We start from the raw sequence: 20,604 nt of genomic DNA on the forward strand, positions 1-20,604 counted from the left end.
TCATTTCCCAGTCGTCGTATCAGGACGAAGTAGTTGATAGCCAGCTGCATCAATCATGCGCTGGCGATTTTCGATTAACTGGTTAAAAAGCTGTTGTTCGCGGGTGGCGGCATCGGCCAGTTTGACCATCAGCGCCTGCTGCTGAATAGGCGGCACCACAATAGGCAGGTTGCCTAGCTGTGACTTGGTGATGCTGGGAGCCGCCGAACCCTGCGAGCACATGGCGAAATAGCGCTGGGCATCAAGATGGTTGAGCTGCCAGGCTAGAAACTCGGGCATCAGGTTGAATGCATCCGGGATTAGCCGAATGTGGTAGAAATTTGGCGTGCAGACGGTATTGTGTGGAAGCTCCCGAACCACTGTCGCATCGTTGCGCGTGCCCTTAGCCATAAACAGGAGGTCGCCAGAACGGAGATATTCTGGGCGTTTCCGGCCCGGCAACGTCACCCGATCTAGCGTTTTACCTTGTTGGTCATGAAGGGTTTCACCCACGATAATGTGGCGGTACTGCACAACAAAAGCATCGCCTTGGCTGTCCAGCTCTAGCTTTCCACGAAAGGGATAGCCAGGCTGAATAGCGGCAATACTCTTTAGCAAACACGTTTGTTTGGGCTGATGATTCATGTGCAGTGACAATGTGGTGATTAGGTTGACTTAACTCTAATCATATTTGCATCATGTGGCAAGATGCATTTTTGGAAATAATAGCCATATCTCTTGAGGAGGCCGTGATGTCAGGTGAAGAGCAAAAACCAGAGGAGCACCCACAGCTTAACCCGCTGCAAAAGCTCAATGGCTCAGTGCAACGCTACGATCAGCCGTTTGAACCGGTTGGTGCGCAGGACTGGGAAGCGGTGCTGCTTGATGGGCTAACGCCCGAGACCGCCCATGCTGATGAGCTTGCGATACCGAGCTTAAAGGAGCTTGGGGAAGATAAAAGCGAGCGGTAAACCCTCCTAATAGCATGTTGATGCGGAGCCTCTCGGTATACTATATATAATCGGCTATGCTGGAATCTGTTGTTGGTCTGCGCCTATCGCTGCGCGAAACTACGATTCCTCTGCTGGCTTCGCGGTTTCAAACAACTGCTGCCATGCTAGGTAATTTGGTAAGTACGCAGTCCCCATCCCATGAATGCGCGCCATCCAGCCCTTCAGCCGGCTCATGTAACTGTTCACGTTCTGAATGTGGTATTCCTTGCCGAGCGCTCGTTGATTATCGAATGCTATCAGTCGATGATGGGCAACCCCGTAGTCGCGGGAGAAGGTTTGATACCAGCTGTGTCCGTCAGAGCATAAAATCGAGTCACGCTCGATGATCGGTGCCAGGAATTCATGAATCGTGGCTTTCTTGAGCGCTGGATCCACCAAGTCACTGATCTTTCCGCTCCGATTTCGCGCAATAAGTACTTGAATCTTTTTTTCTTTATATTGTCTTGCCCGCCGCGCTTTCGAGGCTTGCGGTGCGTGACATGACGCTTTCCTTTGCAGGACTCCAAGAGGAAGGTTTCGTCGACCTCGATGATGCCGGATAGTGGGTTGGCGTTGTCTTGAGCGCTCGTTTTCAGGAAGCGATGTCGCCAGCGGAAGGCCGTCTTCAAATCGATGTCCACTCGGGCCGCCGAGACGCGTAACGTCAGACTGTCTCGCATGCAGAGGTAGTTGAACCACTTGTCGCGGTGCTGCAGTTTGGCCAAGGGCGTGCCGGTGAAGGCATTGAACGTCTTGTGACAATCGGGATTCCTGCAGCGATACCGCTGCAGGTCACCGCTGCGTCCCCGCTTGGCAGGGTGTTCAGCGCCACAGTGCGGACAGGGAAGGTGAGGTCTCGTAATGTCGAGCAGGGTATTCGCTTAGGAGTTGATTTGCCCAAGATTCTGATCTGTCAGGTATTTCTTGATATGGGTAGGGAGGCTAGCTAGTGACTTCTATTGGGCTTTGAGGTCTGTTTTTTTCATGGCGTGCTCCAGATTTAAACTGGATAAACAGTGTTTTTAAAGCATGCCAACAGCAGATACCAACATAGCCATATGCCCCCAGCGCAATGAAAAAAGGTACAGCAATACAGCGAGCTAGAAAAAAGACTGCCATAGAAGTTGTAGATGTGGTCACTACTGATAAACAGGATATGGACAGTCTCTCTGTGTTATGTATACTGTAATTGTATATACATTACCCTATCCCAAGGATGCTCCATGGCTAGCACGCCGCCTCTCTATCAGCAGATACAGCAGCACTTGCTGGATAAGATCAGTAGTGGTGAGTGGTCCTCACATCACCAGATTCCCCCAGAGGAGCAGCTGGCTCGTGATTTTCAGGTCAGCCGGATGACCGCCAACAAGGCGATCCGCGATCTGGTTCAGAAAGGATATCTGACCCGCCAGCCAGGGCTTGGTACCTTCGTCACCGACCGCAAGGCGGAGTCGTCACTGGTCGAGGTCTACAACATCGCCGAAGAGGTTCGGTCTAGGGGGCATTATTATGGCAACAAGGTGCTGACCTGCGAAGCGATCGAGGCCGATGACGAGGTGGCTCTGCGTCTCGGGGTGCGATTAGGCAGCCGGGTCTTCCATACCCAGATCCTTCACCTCGAGAACGATTTGCCAATCCAGCTCGAGAGTCGTTTCGTCAATCCACGCTGGGTTCCGGATTATCTCGACACCGACTTCTCCCGCCACACGCCCAATGAGGTGCTTGTGGCCTCCTTCCCCATCACGGATGTAGAGCACATCGTCGAGGCGGTTTTACCAGATCACGAGGCTGCCGAGTGGCTAGCCATTGATACAGCTAGCCCATGCCTGAGCATGATTAGGCGCACCTGGTCGGGTGAACAACTAATCAGCTATGCTCGGCTTCTCCATCCAGGGGAGCGCTATAAGCTACGCTCCTCGATGCATCGTGGGCCGAAATGAGTGATACCCCAGGCACTATAGACGCAAACAGCCGGTAGGTACCGCCTGCGGCATGCGCAGAGCCACGCGGATAAACACCCTACCAGCATACGTCCCACCATTAGCAGAATGGTGGTGGGAAGGATGCAGAGGATCGTGGCTGAGAAGAGCAGTAAGGCGGACACCGACACCACACCGGCCTCAAACTGGGCGTCGGCCATCAGCCCCGCCAGCTGGAGCATCTTCTCGTCCAGTCCAGCTACGGAGGCTTACGCCAAGTCTGCAGTATCCGCCACGAAGGGGTAGAGAAGCGAGACTAGACATTCGAACAACGGCGTGTATTTGGCAACCAGCAGACCCAAGACATGACACCAATTGCAGGATGCTGATCGCCATTATCAGCCCCTTCCTAAATTTGAGCGCTATGCTGCGATGCAGACTTGGAGCCTTTCGGCCATTGCCAAGCAGTGGCAGGGACTTGTCGTGTGCCGCTTTCGGCTCGCCATTCGCGGCGCTGTCATGCACGACCAGATCCGGGAGGCTTAGCCACAATGATCATGAAGGTAGCCGAGACCGTGGAGATACCAGTGGCGATGAAGGCCGTCTCCCGCGCCAATTACTGGTCGGCCTAATAGACCCGATTGGTTATCAGTAATCCGATGAAATAGCTACCCACGGAAAAGGCCACTGCGTCGATGGCTGAGCGGCCCAGGCGTGCTCCAGATGAAGCGCATCACCGGCTGGACCAGAACGCCAATCAGCTCCACAAGCACGCAGCTGAATAGCAGTGCTAGGGAGGTGTCGCCGACTAGCACGATCAACCCCACTGGAATTACCCGTTTGTCGAACAGGAAAGGCAGCTTGGCCGGTCCGAGCCTGTTAATGCCATATTGCAGTGGTGACATCCGCGATCGTCAGCACCATGAAGATACTCACGGTCAAGTTGCGGTACCAAAATCAGCAGATCAGTGGGTTGGCTCCGTCGGCAACGATCAGCGACATGGCATAGAGCCCGGTGGCCTCCTGTGTGCGCCGTTCATCATAGGGTCTAGGGCGAAGGTGCACTTGCCTTAAATTTGTATGGGCACGAAGAAGGTCAGGATGCCTAGGTCATTGAGTAAGAGTAGCTTAAGAAGAATAGCGTTAGCGGCTGGTTGCTGAGCCTAGGGGCTTTGGTAATTCATGAGCACGTCTCTTGCCATGTGCAGTGCGATGATTAAACCGTAAGAGGTAATATGTCATAAAATGTATATACAATTAAGTAAGATAGATCATTTCCACTGCATAGACATTGGTCTAACGCCGCGGCAAGCATGGATGGTTATAAAGCCAAAAATCTTCATTATGTTGCTGTTATTTATATATTAATAAAATTTTTCTGCATTTCATTAAGTACCGCTTATCCCTCCCCGTGTCTTTAGAAGACGGCTTGACGTGCTTTAGGATTTCAGGCTTAAATGTATATACATTAAGTTTGCATCCGCTAAGCCACCCCGGAGGAGTCCTTCATGACGAACACCACGCCAAAGCGTCGCCTGTGGCGCGATATCAAAGTTTTCGATGGGCTGCGTACTCTGCCCGAAGCGATGGCCGTAGTCACCGAAGGTGCACAAGTCGTATCGCTGGTGCCGATGCGGGAGTTCGATGAAAGGCTGGCGAAAGGTTGCCATAACATGGGCCGTGGCGGCGTGATGACTCCTGGCTTGGTGGACTGCCACACCCACCTGGTGTTTGGCGGCTCTCGCGCCAATGAGTTCGAAGCGCGCCTGGAAGGGGCCAGTTACGAGGAGATCGCCCGGCGTGGAGGCGGCATCCTGAGCACCGTGACAGCCACTCGGGAAGCCAGCGAGGACGAATTACTCGAGCTGACCAGGCCGCGCATCGAGGCAATGATCGCCGACGGCATCACCACTGTGGAGATCAAGTCTGGCTACGGCCTGACGGTCGGGGACGAGCTGAAGATGCTACGCGTGGCGCGTCGTCTCGGCGAGGTGCTTCCCGTGCGTGTGGTGACTACGCTGCTAGGTGCCCATGCGCTGCCGCTGGAGTTCAAAGACGATAGTGACGGCTATATCGACCTGGTGTGCAAAGAGATGATCCCGGCGGCCGCCGAGGAGGGCCTTGCCGATGCCGTCGATGTGTTCTGCGAGAAGATCGCCTTCTCGGTAGCGCAGTCCGAACGAGTCTTCGAAGCCGCTGAGGCGCATGGTCTGCCGATCAAGATTCACGCTGAGCAGCTTTCCAGCCTGGGTGGCGCCACTATGGCAGCCCGCCACGGAGCGCTTTCCGCCGATCACATCGAGTATCTCGATGAGGCCGGCATCATCGCCATGCGTGAGGCAGGTAGCGTCGCTGTGATCCTACCGGGTGCCTTCCACACACTGCGCGAGACGCAGCTGCCGCCCATCGCGGCACTGCGTAAGGCCGGAGTGCCCATGGCCGTGGCCACCGACGCCAACCCGGGAAGCTCACCACTGTTCATGCCGACCCTGATGCTGAACCTGGCCTGCACCCTTTTCCGCCTGACTCCCCAGGAGGCACTGGCCGGAATGACCACCCATGGCGCAACTGCCCTCGGACTCAAAGGAGGGGGGCGGATTCAGGAGGGGTGCACCGCCGACCTGTGTGTTTGGGATATCGACACCCCGGCTGCACTGGCCTATGCCGTCCAGCCCGGTCGCCTGCGTCAGCGACTGTTCCAGGGGGAGCTGACCCATGCCTTTTGATACCTCACTTCACCACGGTTTCGATGGAACTTTATGGCAGGGGCGTACCGATCCCGAGCCAGATAGCGAGCGCTGGCACCAAATGATACAGCCCCTGGCTGAGGGTGATACACCTGGCTGTACGCTGCTGGGTTTCGCCTGCGATGCTGGCGTGGCTCGTAACCATGGCCGTGTGGGTGCCTCCGAGGGGCCTGCCGCTCTTCGCCGTGCCCTGGCACCGTTGGCCTGGCACCGACAGGGACCCGTCTATGACGCCGGTGATGTGCGCTGTGAAGGTGATGCCATGGAAGTCGCTCAGCAAGCGCTAGCCGACCGCCTCGCTTCGCTACTGAGAGTGGGGCACCTGCCTATCGTGCTGGGTGGCGGTCATGAGGTGGCCTACGCCAGTTGGTCGGGGCTCGCCCACCACCTGGCGGACAGCGGCAAGAAGGCGCCACGTGTCGGCATTGTGAACCTTGATGCCCATTTCGATCTGCGCGATCCCCAGTATGTACGCTCTTCGGGCACTCCGTTTTCCCAAATCGCAAACGACTGTGCTCAGCGCGGCTGGCTATTTCAGTACGCCTGTTTCGGCATCAGCCGAGCCTCCAACACACAGGTTCTTTTCCAACGAGCTGCCCATCTGAACGTCATGGTGCGGGAAGACCGAGAGTTTGATGCCACCTGCCTGCCCGGCCTTCTCAATGATGTGGAGGAGTTCACAGAGGACTGCGACCACCTCTACCTGACCATCGATCTGGATGTGCTGCCTGCCACCGAAGCCCCAGGGGTGAGCGCCCCGGCTGCCCGTGGCGTTCCGCTCTCTCTGATCGAGCCGCTGATCGAGTGCATTCGAGATAGCGGCAAGCTGCGCTTGGCTGACCTAGCGGAGCTTAACCCCGGCCTTGATATCGACGGCCGCACCGCCAGGGCGGCAGCTCGCCTGGTGCATCTGCTGACCCTGAATGACTGAGAGCTGACGACTCCATAACCACGACAACCCATCGAGAATCCAGAGGTAATACACCATGACTCAGCAAGATAAGCGTCACGACCCATCCCGCAAGATCGCCGCTCATACCGGTACCGAGCGCAGCTGCAAGAGCTGGCTCACCGAGGCCCCACTGCGCATGCTCATGAACAATCTGCACCCTGATGTGGCGGAGCGCCCCGAGGACCTAGTGGTGTATGGCGGCATCGGACGAGCCGCCCGCGACTGGGAGTGCTACGACAAGATCATCGAGACTCTGCGGCGCCTAGAGGATACCCAGACCCTGCTGGTGCAGTCCGGCAAGCCCGTAGGTGTCTTCGAGACCCACAAGGACGCGCCACGTGTGCTGATCGCCAACTCCAATCTGGTGCCAGCCTGGGCCAACTGGGAGCACTTCAACGAGCTGGATCGCAAGGGATTGATGATGTATGGCCAGATGACCGCCGGTTCATGGATCTACATCGGTTCTCAGGGCATCGTGCAGGGCACCTACGAGACCTTCGTCGAGGCAGGTCGCCAGCACTATGACGGCGATCTCAGTGGGCGCTGGATTCTGACGTCGGGTCTCGGTGGCATGGGGGGGGCTCAACCATTGGCCGCGACCCTCGCCGGCGCCTGCTCGCTCAACATCGAGTGCCGGCAGACCAGCCTCGACTTCCGCCTGCGAACTCGCTACTTGGACGAGCAGGCCGAGGATCTGGACGACGCCCTAGCCCGCATCAAACGCTACACCGCAGAAGGCAAAGCCATCTCCATCGGCTTGTGCGCCAACGCTGCCGACGTGCTGCCTGAGCTGGTCAAGCGCGGCGTTAAGCCAGATATGGTCACCGACCAGACGAGCGCCCATGACCCCCTTCATGGCTACCTGCCCTCCGGCTGGACCTGGGAGGAGTACGTGGCGCGAGGCAAGACACAGCCCGAGGCCACCGTCAAGGCTGCCAAACAGTCCATGGCTGTTCATGTCCAGGCCATGCTCGACTTCCAGATGATGGACGTGCCCACCTTTGACTACGGCAACAACATCCGCCAAATGGCGATGGAGGAGGGAGTCAAGAAGGCCTTCGACTTCCCGGGCTTCGTGCCGGCCTATATCCGTCCACTGTTCTGTCGAGGCATCGGCCCGTTCCGCTGGGTGGCACTCTCCGGTGACCCTGAGGACATCTACAAGACCGACCAGAAGGTCAAGGAGCTGATCCCCGACGATCCGCACCTGCACAACTGGCTGGACATGGCACGCGAACGCATCAGCTTCCAGGGCCTGCCGGCGCGCATCTGCTGGGTCGGTCTCAAGGACCGCGCCCGGCTGGGGCAGGCCTTCAACGAGATGGTCAAGAACGGCGAGCTCAAGGCACCGATCGTGATCGGTCGCGACCACTTGGACTCCGGCTCGGTGGCTAGCCCCAATCGAGAGACCGAAGCGATGCAGGATGGCTCTGATGCTGTATCCGACTGGCCACTGCTTAACGCCATGCTCAACACGGCCGGCGGCGCCACTTGGGTATCGCTGCACCATGGCGGTGGCGTGGGCATGGGGTACTCCCAGCACGCCGGGGTGGTAATCGTCTGTGACGGCACCGATGACGCCCACGCGCGTCTGGGACGCGTACTGCGCAACGACCCAGGTACAGGTGTCATGCGCCATGCCGATGCGGGCTATGACATCGCTAAAGAGTCCGCCAAAGAAAATGGCCTAGACCTGCCGATGATCCGTTCATAAACCTTAGGGCGGAGGCTCCTGCCTCCTCCCGCCACAGGAGAAGATTATGAAGCCCTTACAAGGTGTTACCGTTCTTGACCTGTCGCGCTTCTTGGCTGGTCCTTATTGCACAGCCATGCTCACTGATCTGGGCGCTGAGGTAATCAAGATCGAGACGCCTAACGGTGACGATAGCCGCCACGTCGGCCCGTTCATCGACGGAGAGAGTATCTATTTTTCGATGCTTAACCGAGGCAAGCACAGCGTCTGCCTGAACCTCAAAGACGCCGATGATCTGGCGCGCTTCCATTTGTTATGCGCCGATGCTGATGTATTGGTGGAAAACTTTCGGCCCGGGGTAACCCGACGGTTGGGTATCGATGAGCAAACCCTGCGAGAGTGTTATCCCGGGCTGGTCTATTGCTCTATTTCTGGGTTCGGCCAGACCGGATCCATGAGCAGCAAGCCGGCCTACGACATTATCGCTCAGGCCATGTCCGGGATCATGGCCGCCACCGGGCCAGAAGGAGGGCCGCCGACCCGGGTAGGTGAATCGCTGGGCGACGTGGCGGCGGGCATGTTCGCCAGCTGGTCGATCTGCGCCGCCCTGTTCCAGCGTGAACGTGATCCGCAGCGAGTCGGCTGCCACCTGGACGTGTCCATGCTGGACTGCCTCTTTTCCATGCAGGTCACCAACCTGGCGCAGCTGATGGCCAATGGTGAGGCACCCCAGCCAGTGGGAAATCGTCACCCACTGTCCGCCCCCTTCGACAGCTTCCAGGCTCGAGACGGCCAGGTGGTCATTGCCGTGGCCAACAACAGCCTGTTCGCTCGGCTGGCCGATTGCATGTGCGCTCCGGTGCTGATCGACGATGAGCGCTTTACCACCGACGAGCGCCGCTGTACCCATCAGGCAGAGCTGAAGGCACAAATCGAAGGCTGGACCAGCAAGCTGACGGTTGCCGAGGTTTGCGAGCGGCTCGATGCAGCTGGTGTGCCGGCCTCGCCGATCTGGAACATTAAGCAGCTCGCTGATTCCGCGCATGCCCAGGAGCGGGGCCTACTACAGCCCTCGGGCGCCTGGCGGTCCCCCTCCCAGCCCGTCTTCTTCAATGGCCGAAAAGTCGCGACCCACGAACCGGCACCGGGGTTGGGTGCCCATAACACTATGCTCGATGAGGAGAGCTTCCATGCACTTTAATTTCACTGAAGACGAGTTGGCATTCCAGGATGCCGCCCGCCGTGTCTCGGCCGATGTGCTCAAGTCCAACGCCGCCCGTTACGACGATACCCGCAATTTCTGCGCTGAGAGCCTGAACGCCTTGGGCGAACTCGGTTTCTGGAGCATGAACCTACCGTCCGAGTATGGCGGGGTCGACATCAGCAGCATCGGCATGTCACTGGCGGTGGAAGAGATTGCCTACCACTGTGCCGCCACCTGTTCGTCGTTGACGGCGCACTTTTTGGCCACCGACTCCGTGCTGGTGGGAGGTACGGAAGAACAGAAGCAGGCTCTGCTGCCGCAGTGCGCCGCCGGCGAGAAGCTGGGTGCCTTCGCTCTCACCGAACCCGGTGCTGGTTCGAATCCCGCCGAGATGCGGACCAAGGCGGTGCGCTGCGAGCAGGGCTGGCATATCACCGGCACCAAGCACTACATCACTAACGGTGCTTTTGCCGATTTCCTGGTTGTTTATGCCAAGACCGACGAAGAGCTCGGGCACCGGGGGATCTCGGCGTTCCTGATCGATCGAAATACTGCGGGGCTATCGTTCTCTCAGCCCGAGAAAACGCTGGGCCTGCGCGGTAGCCATATCTACGAGATCGGGTTCGACTGTGTGGTGCCCGAGCGTGCACTAATGGGCAAGGAAGGCGCCGGATTTGCTACTGCCATGGAGGTCCTCGATCGGGGGCGTGTGGAGGTGGCGGCTATGAGCGTCGGCATCTCCCGGGCGGCCTATAACGACACCTTAGCCTGGTCCCATGATCGGGTGGTGAGCGGCAAGCCGCTGTGCAGGCACCAGGGCATCCAGTGGATGCTGGCCGAGATGCATGTCCAGCTCGAGGCCGCAAAGTTGGTTACCTACAAGGCGGCGGCCGCCCGCGACTCAGGGCAGCGCTTCAGCATTGAGTCAGCGGTAGCCAAGCTGTTCGCCTCCGAGGCGGCGTCCAAGATCACCGACCAGGCTGTGCAGATCCACGGAGGCTACGGCTACATCAGCGATCTGCCCATCGAACGCTATTACCGGGATGCTCGAATCACGCGAATCTTCGAGGGTACCTCGGAGATCCAGAAGACCATAATCGGGCGCGCCATCACCGCGTGACGCCAGAAACGTAAGGAGTCATCGAAATGAAAATCCTCGTCGCTGTCAAGCGCGTCATCGACTACAACGTCAAGATCCGGGTCAAGCCGGACCACAGCGATGTCGACCTCACCAACGTCAAGATGGCCTTAAACCCCTTCTGCGAAATCGCCGTGGAAGAAGCCGTGCGTTTGAAGGAAAAAGACGTGGCCACAGAAGTGGTGGTGGTGTCCATCGGCCCCAAAGCTGCCCAGGAACAGCTGCGTACCGCCTTGGCACTGGGCGCGGATCGCGCAATTCATGTGCAGACTGATGAGCGCGTCGAGTCTCTGGCCGTGGCCAAGTTGCTGGCCAAGGTGGTCGAGGAGGAGCAGCCGTCCCTGGTGCTACTAGGCAAGCAGGCCATCGACACCGACAACAACCAGACCGGCCAGATGCTGGCCGCCCTGAGCGGCCTCGCCCAGGGCACTTTCGCCTCCGAGGTTGTGGTAGAGGTCGACAAGCTGCAGGTGACCCGCGAGATCGATGGAGGCCTTCAGACCCTGGAGCTGTCCCTGCCCGCCATCGTCACCACCGACCTGCGCTTGAACGAGCCGCGCTACGCTAAGCTGCCCGACATCATGAAGGCCAAGAAAAAGCCCATGGACGTCAAAACGCCGGAGGAAATGGGCGTCGAGACAAACACGCGTGTCAGCCTGGTCAAGGTCGAATCCCCGGCCGAACGCAAGGGCGGCATCAAGGTAGGCTCGGTGGACGAGCTGGTCGATAAACTCAAGAACGAAGCTAAGGTGATCTCATGAGCATTCTAGTCCTTGCCGAACATCACGACGGCCAACTGAGTGCCGTCACCGCCCATGCAGTGGCAGCGGCGCAACAGATCCAGCAAGCCGGCGGCGGCTATATCGACATCCTGGTGGCGGGCGAGCACGTCGACGCCGTGGCACAAGCAGCTGCCAAACTCGACCACGTCGCCAAGGTACGCGTGGCCGATCATGCGGTCTACGCCCACCAGCTGGCCGAGCCGCTGAGCACCTTGATCGCCGAGCTGGCTGGTGACTACAGCCACGTGCTGGCGGTGGCCACGACCACAGGCAAGAACGTCATGCCCCGCGTCGCGGCGCTCAAAGACGTGTCCCAGCTGTCCGAGATCATCAAGGTCGACGATGCCGACACCTTCAAGCGGCCGATCTACGCCGGCAACGCCATCGCCACGGTCAAGAGCGTCGACACCCTCAAGGTGATCACCGTGCGCAGTACCGGTTTCGATGCCGTGGCGGAAGGGGGAAATGCCGCCATCGAAGCGTTGGACATCTTGGTGGACAACACCCAGTCACGTTTCATCAAGGAAGCACTGGTCCAGAGCGGCCGGCCGGAACTGGGGGGCGCTAAGATAGTGATTTCCGGCGGCCGCGGCATGGGCAACGGTGAGAACTTCAAGCTGCTGGACGGCATTGCCGACAAGCTGGGCGCGGCGGTAGGTGCCTCGCGGGCGGCGGTGGATTCAGGCTTTGTGCCCAACGACATGCAGGTCGGACAGACTGGCAAGATTGTCGCGCCGGACCTGTACATCGCCGTGGGGATCAGCGGCGCCATTCAACACCTGGCGGGTATGAAAGACTCCAAGGTGATCGTGGCTATCAACAAGGACGAGGAAGCGCCGATCTTCCAGGTCGCGGATTACGGCTTGGTAGGGGATCTGTTCGTGGTGCTGCCGGAGTTTGAGTGCTTGGTTTAGGATAACTCCACTATTAAAAGCATTTTTATGCGTACTACAACATTGATGAAGTGGTAGTTAAGTCCGATATAAAATCTAAAAACGGAGATAAACATGAAAAGCACGGAGAGTTATAAATCTAAATCCGCAATGTCAGGAGGTTTCAAGGCATTAGCCGGGAGCACCTTAGGCCTGTTTGTTTTCTTCTTCCCTGTTCCTGGGGAGGAAGCTACAAAAATTCCTCTTGTTATTATGATTGATGGCGCAAAATCTTGGCTGGGTGGAAACGTTAACTACTTAACTCTTGGGATAATATTGCTTTTGTGTGCAACCTGGATTGCAGCTCAGTTTGTTAATAATAAGCGAATCCGCGCATACCACAAAAAAGATGGAGTGTTTAGTGGCGTCGCTTTTTTATTGGCTGCTATTTTTGCTTTTTTGCTAACCTTTGGCATTGGGCCAGAGTGGTTGCTAAATGATGATGTGGGAGGTCTGTCCTTGTATTTGGGTGGAAGCGTATTACTCACTGTAACGATTGCCGGATTGTTTGTAATACTTCTGATAGAGTTTGGTTTTCTCGAGTTTGTTGGGACTTTGCTTGAGCCGCTAATGAGGCCAGTGTTCCGTCTTCCTGGAAAATCTGCTGTTGATGCAGTGGCTTCATTTGTAGCAGCGCCTGCAGTTGGAATATTTGTAACAAACAAGCTTTATGAGTCAGGGCAATATACTCAAAGAGAAGCAGCAAGTATTGCTACAAGCTTTAGTATTTGCAGTTTGGGTTTTTTTGCACTTCTAGCATCGATTGGTGGGATAATGGACTACCTACCACATATGATTCTTTCCTCATTTATTATCAACTTTTTCTTGGCCGCGATCATGATTAGGATTCCGCCACTGTGCAATAAGCTAGATATTTATTATGAGGGGCGAATGCAAACATATGAAGATATGGAAAGTAATGATAAAGCTCATATTCTATCAAGAGCTTGCAAGGCCGCAGCTGAAAGAGCATCGAAGACAGAAAAGAGAGATATTTATCTGGGTGTTTGGGAGGCGGTGACATTTGCACAAAAGATTGTTGCATTCATTCTCTCCATTGCGACACTCTCACTTCTTTTGGCAACATATACTCCAGTATTTGATTATCTTGGGTTGGTAGTGCAGCCATTAATAGAGTTAATGCAGCTACCAAATGCGGCAGCAATTGCTCCAACAGTGCTCGTAGCTATCGCAGAGATTGCTTTGCCAGTAATAATTATTGCTGGCGAAGATGTTGCTCCTATGGCTGTTTTCTTTGTTTGCACATTGTCTACTGTTCAGATTATATTCTTCACAGAAAGTGCAAATGCTATGCTAGAGTCTAGCATACCATTGTCTATTACAAATCTAGTGTTGATTTTTTTAATTAGGACAGCTATTGCAATTCCTTTAGTTGCATTCGTGACTCATTTGATTTTTTAAATGTGTAGAGTGGTAGCAGGAGGGAGTACCCTCCTGCTACACCTTTAAGAGCTGTTGAAAAAATCTCCTCGGGACAACTGTCTCTATTTGGCGTTCTGGAATCGATTGCAAGTAAGTCTTCCGAGGGAAAGGTTCTCACGGAAGCTGATAAAATCGCAGTGGAAAAACTCGAAGATCTTGCAAATTCAATGCAGGAGGTTAGTTTAGAAGTATCTGGGCGGATGAAAGGCTTTGCTAAAAAATTTGCCAGTGGTGAGTTGCCGTTAACAGGGAGATAATTAATTTTCTCAACGCAAATAATGTCGCTTATAAGGATCTCTGGGGCATCGACGGTGATAGAGGGTTAATAGGCATAAGAAACAAGCTTGCTCATGGCGGCGCTCATTACATCCATTACCAGGGGTTAGCAGTAGCCACTTTCCATTTGTCTGTACTGGCAGAGAGGGTCGCGTGTTCACTCTTGGGAGTAACTTGGAGAGAGTCCCACCATAGAACAGGAAGAGAAGAGTGGCTCGATCAAGGCTATGTTCACGCGTTTCAAAAGGAAGTTTTTGATGCAAAAGACATGTATGGAGGACGGCGCGGCGGTGCCTAACAAGTAGTTACAGTACGTTCCGGCCCTGGCAGCCCTTCACCGGGCCGGTTTTCCGGCGCGGTGTGCGCCTCCAAACCGGCCGTTGAAAATCAGCGTTATATCAGTGTCTCCTCAAGGACTGCTCTTGGCCGGGTGCGGAACTTAAAGTTACGCTAACGGTGTTACGGCAGCTCACCGCCAATTCGTGTCGTTTTTTGTAATGACTGAACCCCTCAGTGGCCTCGACACAAAGGCTGGGATAGGTATTCGTTACTTTAGTATCATTGCGCGAGACGGCCTACATCGACGGTACAGCTTCAAATGAATAACCTTTTGGAAACATATTGATTAAAATGAACAATAATGATGCTTCGACGGTTCTGAAGAACTTCCATAACCTTCCTGACTTTCCGTCGTTTGAGGCGTTTGCTCGTGCTCTTTGGCAGGATGAAGCCGCTGTCATGGTTGGAGCAGGCTTCAGTCGTGTTTGCACCCGTGAGAAAAACAGCCCAACTCCACCACTCTGGAGTGATTTCAAAACAGAGATGTCTGCGGCCTTAGGGTACGGCCCAGAAGAGATGTCTGATGCTCTGAGGTTAGCTCAGGAGTATCAAACGCTTCACGGTGATAGTGGGTTGGATCAATTGATAAACCGTCTGGTTGTAGACGAACAATGGGAGCCTAGTCCTCTTCACAAGCAGCTTCTGGAATTTCCTTGGCGAGATGTTCTCACAACCAACTGGGACACGTTGCTTGAACGCACTAAGCCCCAAACGCCAGACAGAATTTATAGTTGTGTGAGAACAGTCCAAGACATCGCGCATCGGACCCAGCCCCGGATAGTAAAACTTCATGGCTCGTTACCATCCTATAAGCCTTTCATATTTACGGAAGACGACTACCGCACTTATCCGGTTCAATTTGCACCATTTGTAAATCTCGCCCAACAAGTCATGCTGGAGCATGACCTCTGTCTAATTGGCTTTTCAGGTGTTGACCCAAACTTCCTTGCCTGGAGCGGTTGGGTTCGTGACACACTCGATGTTGCAGCTCGACGAATTCGGCTCGTGGGTGTTTTGAACCTTTCGCCAGTTTCACGGGCTCTTCTAGAACGGCGAAATGTAACGCCTATTGACCTTGCACCACTCGTTTCAAAAATGCATCCCAATGAAAAGCACGAGAAAGCGCTCGAACTTTTCTTCGCGGCATTGTTGGCTTCAAAACCACCTTCTCCTTTTGCATGGGACATAGGCTACAACGAATTTTCTCAATCGGCTGTTGCAAAGGAAGAAGACAGGCCAACCAGAGCGGAGGTCGCAGAAGCATGGGCTAAGGACAAAAGTACTTATCCTGGCTGGATAATTGCTCCATATGGCGAAACTCGCAAGCTTCGCAATAGTTTTCCAACGGTACAAAAGTCTGACGAGTCTGCAGAGGCACATTTGCGCTTCGCCCTGGAACGAATATGGCGTCGTCGAACCGCTATGAGATGGCTTAATTTTGAAGATATGCGAAATGCCGACACTCATTTCAATTGTGCAGAGCAAAGCTTATCGAAAGCAGAGAAAACTGAGTTGTGCGCCTCGATAGCCTCTGAATGGCGTCGCCATCAAAAATGGGAGGAGTGGGAACGTTGGATGGCTAGATTGGAAACAATCGGAAGTGATGAGGCAACTCAACATCATGCATACGAGGCTGGGCAACGCGCCTTAATAGATTGGGATGACGATGGTGTTCTGAAAGCTGCCACTGCACTGAACAGTGGCGAGCCGATCTGGATGATGCGACGCGCCGGATTATTGGCGACATTATTTCGACATCGGGAAGCAGCAGAGCTATATCAGGCTGCGCTTCTTTGCATTCGTCAAAAGCTGCTTTCCGCCCCAAAATCCGCTTGGCTGATATCCTTGGAGGGATGGGCTGCTTTTTTCCATGGAGTATCCCATTCAGCATTGAGCGGCGACCTTGTTTCATTTCCAGAGGATGAAAGTGATGAAACTCGAATGCGCTACGTTACTGCAAAAGCCGACCCTTGGGATACTATCACGCGCCTTGAGAGACTTGCGTCGGACAGAATTGACCGAAATCGCAAGGAGGCGGAGCAATGGAAGCTGTCGTTTAAATCTGGTCGATATGGTCCAGGTGGGACTAAGCGGCTCTCAGGGGATGATGAGTGCCCGTTCTATAGTTTGCTCGAACTTATTGAGCGAACCGGTGCTCCGGATTATATAGTGAATTTTAATGTGTTCTCTTCGCGTCTAGAGACTGCATATCGAGCTATTACAACTTGTGATGAAAGTGATCTCCTGACCTTTTTTGCTCGTTATCGCGGATCAGATACAAAGATACTCGATTGGATCATGCCGCGGATGCAAGTTGCGCTTTTGAGCGATGCAGCGGTTGAGCATTTCATTTCTGTCATACCTCGACGTATAGACAGGCATGCTAACTTGAATGACAGCAGTGGTGACGAGGATCACTTCGTGTTTCTTCTAGAGCTATTAGCAAGAATCGTTGTTCGAACCTCTTCAATACGGGCCTTAGAGATTTTTAAGTGGGTGGTCAATAAACTTGGTTATTTGGATCTCTGGTGGGGAACCTACTCGGCCTATGGTGCGGTCTTGGAAGGAGCCATAGAGGCAATGGAAGCTGACGAGCGCCAGGAAGCAATGAATTTAGCTTTGAACATAAAAACCCCGGGCGAGGCGGAAGTTGATGGAATGGAGAGATATTGGCCGGAACCCTTTGATGATTTCTCTGATGAAGATGCACAAAGGCTAAGCGTATCTCCGCACAGCTCTGTTCGTATCGATACACTGATCACTTTAGTAGATAGTGGTTTGGATGTAGACCGAGGCAGAGCCTTGAGGCGGCTTCATAAGCTTTATCAAATGGACAAGCTAACTTCGCTCCAGTCCGGAGCACTCGAATCGGCTATATGGACACGTGCTGGTGAAAACGGATGGCCTTGCGATACCCAGCTGCATCCATGGGTTTTTCTTGAATTACCTGGCAAAGACCGCGCAAACACGCTTTTTCTCGAAAAAATTGTCGGTGGAGTGGCGAGTGGCCAAATCGGACACGAATTACTGATGAACCTCCGCGTGGGTTTGCAGATAACTGACACTACTGTGCCTAAAGAGATGCTCGTTTCATGTGTCAAAAGTTGTATCGCATGGACACCTATCGCAACAGAGGAGAGAAGTCCAATTTCCCATGCACTGTCTGGAGACAATGAGCGTGACAAAGCAACGGGACGCGAAATTGGCGAGCTCCTCGCACAGAGTCTACTGCCCAGGCTGGATACTGGCGACTTGCCCGAAGATATTGTTGAGCAGTTGAAAGACCCTGAAAGGTTGCTACATATCCCATCTCTGGCCGCCAATGCATTTCAATTGGTGCGGCTGTGGCCGAATCATAAGACTCAAGCCTTTGCCCAAATCCGGTCTGCGATAGCGAGCCGAGATCCGATACGCGTGTATCCTGCCTATATCGCCATGAGGCAGTTTATCGACAACTCTTCGGTTGAGCTGGATGTGCCTCGCGAAGTTAAGGAGCTTCTGCTCCACGCTTGTGAACAACGAACACAACCCGGTTTGAGCTCTACGCTTGAGTTGTTGGGAGATATGGTCGAAAAGAATCAACTAAACGGCGATGATTTAGACCGACTTTCAAGTGCATTGCCACCGGTGCTTAAGGAATATCGTTACGATCAAAAGAATTTGGAGGTTCCTTCGAAGGCTGAACTACCCAGGGTTCGGAAGGAGGTCCATCGCCTCTCCAAATTTCTTTTGGATCACCGTGCAGGATTGGAAGAATTGAAATCCGAATTGGAGAATGATGCGCTACCAGAAGTTCGTTTTGTTAATTGAATAGATCAATGCAACATATTAACGAACAACAACTTCGACGAGCCGCTGAGCAGACGGCATATCAGCATTGATTTGAGGTCCGCACTTGGCTGTTAGCTGAAGTTACCCATCACCACACATAAGTAAGGCTGTACGGCGTCAACTATTGCCCGGACAGAATAGTTGACGCCGTGCATCGCGAGTGGTGGTCGCTAGTTTTTCACATGTTTGGCTACTGTTGTGCATGACTTGTGTAACCATGCCAAATCAAGCTGCTACTGAATCAACTCTAATATCGAAAAAGCTATCGCCCTTGGTTGAGTCCGTTTTTATTTGGCTTACGAGGGGCCGGCGAGCAAATGGAAGACATTCTGGGGAGTAGGGTTATCGGCTCGCACTGTAATGTCGCTGCGATCCTATACAGCTTCTCAATGGTGATACTCACTTCTCCACGCTCTATCCTTCCCATATAGCTACGATCAATGCCTGCTACCAATGCAAAGCGATCCTGAGAGAGGCCATTCGCTCGGCGCTTTTCCCTAATGTTCTTTCCGATAGCGACTGCCAGCTCTTCCATATCTGCCTCATTGGTCATGAGGCAGGACTATCGAGCGTTGCGGCCTATCAAGCCACGGCTTATAATCCGTATTTTCACTCCTTTGATGCCCATGCCCATGTCCCGTAACCTCCCGAGCATAGATAGGCGAGTCATTGAACTCTTACTGAAACCAGAAAATGTAACATTCTGCGTTCAAAGCCTTCGGGATCAGTACATTGAGCAATACGACGTAAAACCAGTGCATAAAGCGCCACTGCGTCGCTTTATTTATGAGCGCGTCAGAAAGTTAATTAAGGCCCAATTTGTAGAGAAGGACAGTGAGATAAAGAGCCGCGGCCAGAAGTACCATGTAAGCTCTATGTTGATAGAAGCTGATCTTGGTACTGATGAAGATGACTTTGTCTCATGGCTACAACGTACTCATCCTCAAACAACGAATGAGCCAGTCATCAATATTGCGAGCCAGTCAAATAGCGAAGAAAACAGGCAAGCAGTAAAGGCGCCTGTCGATAGCTACACGGTATTGGAAAAAAAGTTAAATGAGGCGCAAAGCCGGTTTTTGGAATCTTTAGGGGAAGTGGAGGCCTTCCAGCAGCTTATGAGGGAACATCCGGAGCTTAATAATAGCCTTTCAATTGACTACCGCAGTGCTCACGAGCGTAGCTCACGTCTTTTAGGCCATGTCAGTGCTTTAGAAAAGGCCATAAGCCGCCTCAGTGGCTCATGATTGTATTGCGGAAGTGGCAAGCGGACTGTTTAAACAAGGCCAAAGCACACTATCAGAGCCACCGTGATTATTTTGTTCAGGCAACCCCGGGTAGCGGGAAAACGCGTCTTGCTGCCGAATTGGCCAAGTGGTTGCTTGAAGAGCAGCTTATCGACTTCGTTATCTGCTTTGCCCCTACGAGGGAAGTGGTTGCAGGTATGCAGCGCACATTTTCTGCTGTTTTAGATCAGCGTTTTGGAAACGTCATTGCATCCGCAGGAGCCGCTTATACTTACCAGTCCATGGAATACCAACAGGAAGAATTTTGGAATATTTTTAAAAATTTCCGCGTATTAGCTATCTTCGACGAAATTCATCACTGCGCAGGTCATGATCCTCTCTTTAGTAATACATGGGGGCAGCAGATTATTCGGAATATCCAGGATCAAGCAGCTTATACCCTCGGCTTGTCTGGAACCCCTTGGCGTTCTGATGACCTTCCTATCGCATTGGCACGGTACTCTGATCCAGAAGGTCAGCTGATCTGTGACTATCGTTATGACCTACAAAGTGCTGTGAACGACGGCGTTTGCAGAGCCCCACGGATTACGCTGATCGATAACCCTTTAATCAGGCTCGTCGAGGAAAAAGAAAACACTGAGTCTGTTCGAGGGTTTTCATGCTTCTCTCAACTACTCAGTGAGTCACCCGTTAGCTACGAAGACCTGCTGCGCCATGACGACATCCTCAATGCTGTGCTGGATATAGGTATTCAGCAGCTGAATGAAAACCGACATAAGACCCCTCAAGCTGGGGGGCTAGTGGTGGCAACGGATATTGAGCATGCCCACCAAATTGCTGGAATACTGAATGCTAAGCATCAAAGCTATGTCGTGGTCACCAGTAAAACACCTCGGGCTCAGCAACTAATCGACCGGTTTCGGCATGACAACACCTGCTGGATTGTAGCGGTTAGCATGATTTCTGAAGGCACAGATATACAGCGTCTGTCAGTTTGCTGTTACCTCAGTCGCATTCGTACGGAGCTTCACTACAGGCAGGTTCTTGGTCGCATCTTAAGAAAGATGGGCACTGATGAGGTAATCCCCCCATTTATAACCGGGGCGATAAGTAGAGTTGGTTAGGCAGCCATT

Annotated in this window: 17 protein-coding genes and 1 pseudogene; 14 read left to right on the plus strand and 4 right to left on the minus strand. The window is 53.8% G+C overall.

From position 1 onward, the window contains the following. A complete protein-coding gene (locus tag CZ787_RS00355) occupies positions 1-624 on the minus strand; it encodes a restriction endonuclease subunit S (RefSeq protein WP_087105349.1) in 624 nt (207 codons plus the stop codon). A gap of 107 nt (positions 625-731) precedes the next feature. On the opposite strand from CZ787_RS00355, the gene CZ787_RS00360 reads away from it, so the two are divergent. Beyond that, complete coding sequence (locus CZ787_RS00360; protein WP_087105350.1) at positions 732-950, plus strand: hypothetical protein; 219 nt, start codon at positions 732-734, stop codon at positions 948-950. A gap of 99 nt (positions 951-1,049) precedes the next feature. Here the strand turns inward: CZ787_RS00360 and CZ787_RS00365 are convergent. Continuing rightward, a pseudogene (locus CZ787_RS00365) lies at positions 1,050-1,900 on the minus strand (IS1595 family transposase). 294 nt (positions 1,901-2,194) lie between these two features. On the opposite strand from CZ787_RS00365, the gene hutC reads away from it, so the two are divergent. Both hutC and CZ787_RS19005 read left to right on the plus strand, forming a co-directional pair. Next, positions 2,195-2,911 (plus strand): histidine utilization repressor, encoded by a 717-nt coding sequence (gene hutC, locus CZ787_RS00375; protein WP_087105353.1) that lies wholly within the window; start codon positions 2,195-2,197, stop codon positions 2,909-2,911. Between the two features lie 354 nt (positions 2,912-3,265). Then, positions 3,266-3,436, plus strand: coding sequence for a hypothetical protein (locus CZ787_RS19005; RefSeq protein WP_254908503.1), 171 nt, complete (start codon positions 3,266-3,268; stop codon positions 3,434-3,436). 122 nt (positions 3,437-3,558) lie between these two features. On the opposite strand, the gene CZ787_RS19010 is transcribed toward CZ787_RS19005, so the two are convergent. Next, positions 3,559-3,795, minus strand: a complete 237-nt coding sequence (locus tag CZ787_RS19010) for a hypothetical protein (protein ID WP_254908504.1) — start codon at positions 3,793-3,795, stop codon at positions 3,559-3,561. A gap of 603 nt (positions 3,796-4,398) precedes the next feature. Here CZ787_RS19010 and hutI point away from each other — a divergent pair. From hutI to CZ787_RS00425, 9 genes are all read left to right on the plus strand, one after another. Then, positions 4,399-5,616 carry an imidazolonepropionase gene (hutI, locus tag CZ787_RS00385; RefSeq protein WP_087105354.1) on the plus strand — a complete coding sequence of 406 codons (1,218 nt, stop codon included), beginning with the start codon at positions 4,399-4,401 and terminating at the stop codon, positions 5,614-5,616. Beyond that, positions 5,606-6,568: a formimidoylglutamase gene (hutG, locus tag CZ787_RS00390; RefSeq protein ID WP_087105355.1), complete on the plus strand. Its 963-nt coding sequence runs from the start codon at positions 5,606-5,608 to the stop codon at positions 6,566-6,568. Before hutI ends, hutG begins: the two co-directional genes overlap by 11 nt. A gap of 55 nt (positions 6,569-6,623) precedes the next feature. Then, complete coding sequence (gene hutU / locus CZ787_RS00395) at positions 6,624-8,303, plus strand: urocanate hydratase (RefSeq protein WP_087105356.1); 1,680 nt, start codon at positions 6,624-6,626, stop codon at positions 8,301-8,303. A 46-nt stretch (positions 8,304-8,349) separates the two neighbouring features. Continuing rightward, the gene (locus tag CZ787_RS00400) at positions 8,350-9,483 is read left to right on the plus strand and encodes a CaiB/BaiF CoA transferase family protein (protein WP_087105357.1); all 1,134 of its coding nucleotides are present in this window, start codon (positions 8,350-8,352) and stop codon (positions 9,481-9,483) included. Then, positions 9,473-10,606: an acyl-CoA dehydrogenase family protein gene (locus CZ787_RS00405; RefSeq protein ID WP_087105358.1), complete on the plus strand. Its 1,134-nt coding sequence runs from the start codon at positions 9,473-9,475 to the stop codon at positions 10,604-10,606. Before CZ787_RS00400 ends, CZ787_RS00405 begins: the two co-directional genes overlap by 11 nt. Before the next feature lie 26 nt (positions 10,607-10,632). Beyond that, entirely contained in the window at positions 10,633-11,385 is a 753-nt protein-coding gene (locus tag CZ787_RS00410; protein ID WP_087105359.1) for an electron transfer flavoprotein subunit beta/FixA family protein, read from the plus strand. Continuing rightward, positions 11,382-12,320 carry an electron transfer flavoprotein subunit alpha/FixB family protein gene (locus CZ787_RS00415; RefSeq protein ID WP_087105360.1) on the plus strand — a complete coding sequence of 313 codons (939 nt, stop codon included), beginning with the start codon at positions 11,382-11,384 and terminating at the stop codon, positions 12,318-12,320. The genes CZ787_RS00410 and CZ787_RS00415 overlap by 4 nt, the downstream gene beginning before the upstream one ends. 93 nt (positions 12,321-12,413) lie before the next feature. Then, a complete protein-coding gene (locus CZ787_RS00420) occupies positions 12,414-13,760 on the plus strand; it encodes a YjiH family protein (protein WP_087105361.1) in 1,347 nt (448 codons plus the stop codon). A 927-nt stretch (positions 13,761-14,687) separates the two neighbouring features. Further along, complete coding sequence (locus CZ787_RS00425) at positions 14,688-18,206, plus strand: SIR2 family NAD-dependent protein deacylase (RefSeq protein WP_087105362.1); 3,519 nt, start codon at positions 14,688-14,690, stop codon at positions 18,204-18,206. 283 nt (positions 18,207-18,489) lie between these two features. Here the strand turns inward: CZ787_RS00425 and CZ787_RS00430 are convergent, their stop codons facing one another. Further along, positions 18,490-18,762, minus strand: coding sequence for a helix-turn-helix domain-containing protein (locus CZ787_RS00430; RefSeq protein ID WP_087105363.1), 273 nt, complete (start codon positions 18,760-18,762; stop codon positions 18,490-18,492). Positions 18,763-18,859: 97 nt separating this feature from the next. On the opposite strand from CZ787_RS00430, the gene CZ787_RS00435 reads away from it, so the two are divergent. Beyond that, the gene (locus CZ787_RS00435; protein ID WP_140398957.1) at positions 18,860-19,471 is read left to right on the plus strand and encodes a hypothetical protein; all 612 of its coding nucleotides are present in this window, start codon (positions 18,860-18,862) and stop codon (positions 19,469-19,471) included. After that, the gene (locus tag CZ787_RS00440) at positions 19,468-20,595 is read left to right on the plus strand and encodes a DEAD/DEAH box helicase (RefSeq protein WP_254908505.1); all 1,128 of its coding nucleotides are present in this window, start codon (positions 19,468-19,470) and stop codon (positions 20,593-20,595) included. The genes CZ787_RS00435 and CZ787_RS00440 overlap by 4 nt, the downstream gene beginning before the upstream one ends. Positions 20,596-20,604: the final 9 nt, after the last annotated feature.

It is taken from the genome of Halomonas citrativorans, assembly GCF_900163645.1.
Taxonomy (GTDB): domain Bacteria; phylum Pseudomonadota; class Gammaproteobacteria; order Pseudomonadales; family Halomonadaceae; genus Vreelandella; species Vreelandella citrativorans.

Excerpts from the sequence above, each read along its gene's own strand:
- CZ787_RS00355 (WP_087105349.1), bottom strand. The coding sequence starts at position 624 with ATGAATCATCAGCCCAAACAAACGTGTTTGCTAAAGAGTATTGCCGCT.
- CZ787_RS00360 (WP_087105350.1), top strand. The coding sequence starts at position 732 with ATGTCAGGTGAAGAGCAAAAACCAGAGGAGCACCCACAGCTTAACCCG.
- hutC (WP_087105353.1), top strand. The coding sequence starts at position 2,195 with ATGGCTAGCACGCCGCCTCTCTATCAGCAGATACAGCAGCACTTGCTG.
- CZ787_RS19010 (WP_254908504.1), bottom strand. The coding sequence starts at position 3,795 with ATGTCACCACTGCAATATGGCATTAACAGGCTCGGACCGGCCAAGCTG.
- hutI (WP_087105354.1), top strand. The coding sequence starts at position 4,399 with ATGACGAACACCACGCCAAAGCGTCGCCTGTGGCGCGATATCAAAGTT.
- hutG (WP_087105355.1), top strand. The coding sequence starts at position 5,606 with ATGCCTTTTGATACCTCACTTCACCACGGTTTCGATGGAACTTTATGG.
- hutU (WP_087105356.1), top strand. The coding sequence starts at position 6,624 with ATGACTCAGCAAGATAAGCGTCACGACCCATCCCGCAAGATCGCCGCT.
- CZ787_RS00400 (WP_087105357.1), top strand. The coding sequence starts at position 8,350 with ATGAAGCCCTTACAAGGTGTTACCGTTCTTGACCTGTCGCGCTTCTTG.
- CZ787_RS00405 (WP_087105358.1), top strand. The coding sequence starts at position 9,473 with ATGCACTTTAATTTCACTGAAGACGAGTTGGCATTCCAGGATGCCGCC.
- CZ787_RS00410 (WP_087105359.1), top strand. The coding sequence starts at position 10,633 with ATGAAAATCCTCGTCGCTGTCAAGCGCGTCATCGACTACAACGTCAAG.
- CZ787_RS00415 (WP_087105360.1), top strand. The coding sequence starts at position 11,382 with ATGAGCATTCTAGTCCTTGCCGAACATCACGACGGCCAACTGAGTGCC.
- CZ787_RS00420 (WP_087105361.1), top strand. The coding sequence starts at position 12,414 with ATGAAAAGCACGGAGAGTTATAAATCTAAATCCGCAATGTCAGGAGGT.
- CZ787_RS00425 (WP_087105362.1), top strand. The coding sequence starts at position 14,688 with ATGAACAATAATGATGCTTCGACGGTTCTGAAGAACTTCCATAACCTT.
- CZ787_RS00430 (WP_087105363.1), bottom strand. The coding sequence starts at position 18,762 with ATGGAAGAGCTGGCAGTCGCTATCGGAAAGAACATTAGGGAAAAGCGC.
- CZ787_RS00435 (WP_140398957.1), top strand. The coding sequence starts at position 18,860 with ATGTCCCGTAACCTCCCGAGCATAGATAGGCGAGTCATTGAACTCTTA.
- CZ787_RS00440 (WP_254908505.1), top strand. The coding sequence starts at position 19,468 with ATGATTGTATTGCGGAAGTGGCAAGCGGACTGTTTAAACAAGGCCAAA.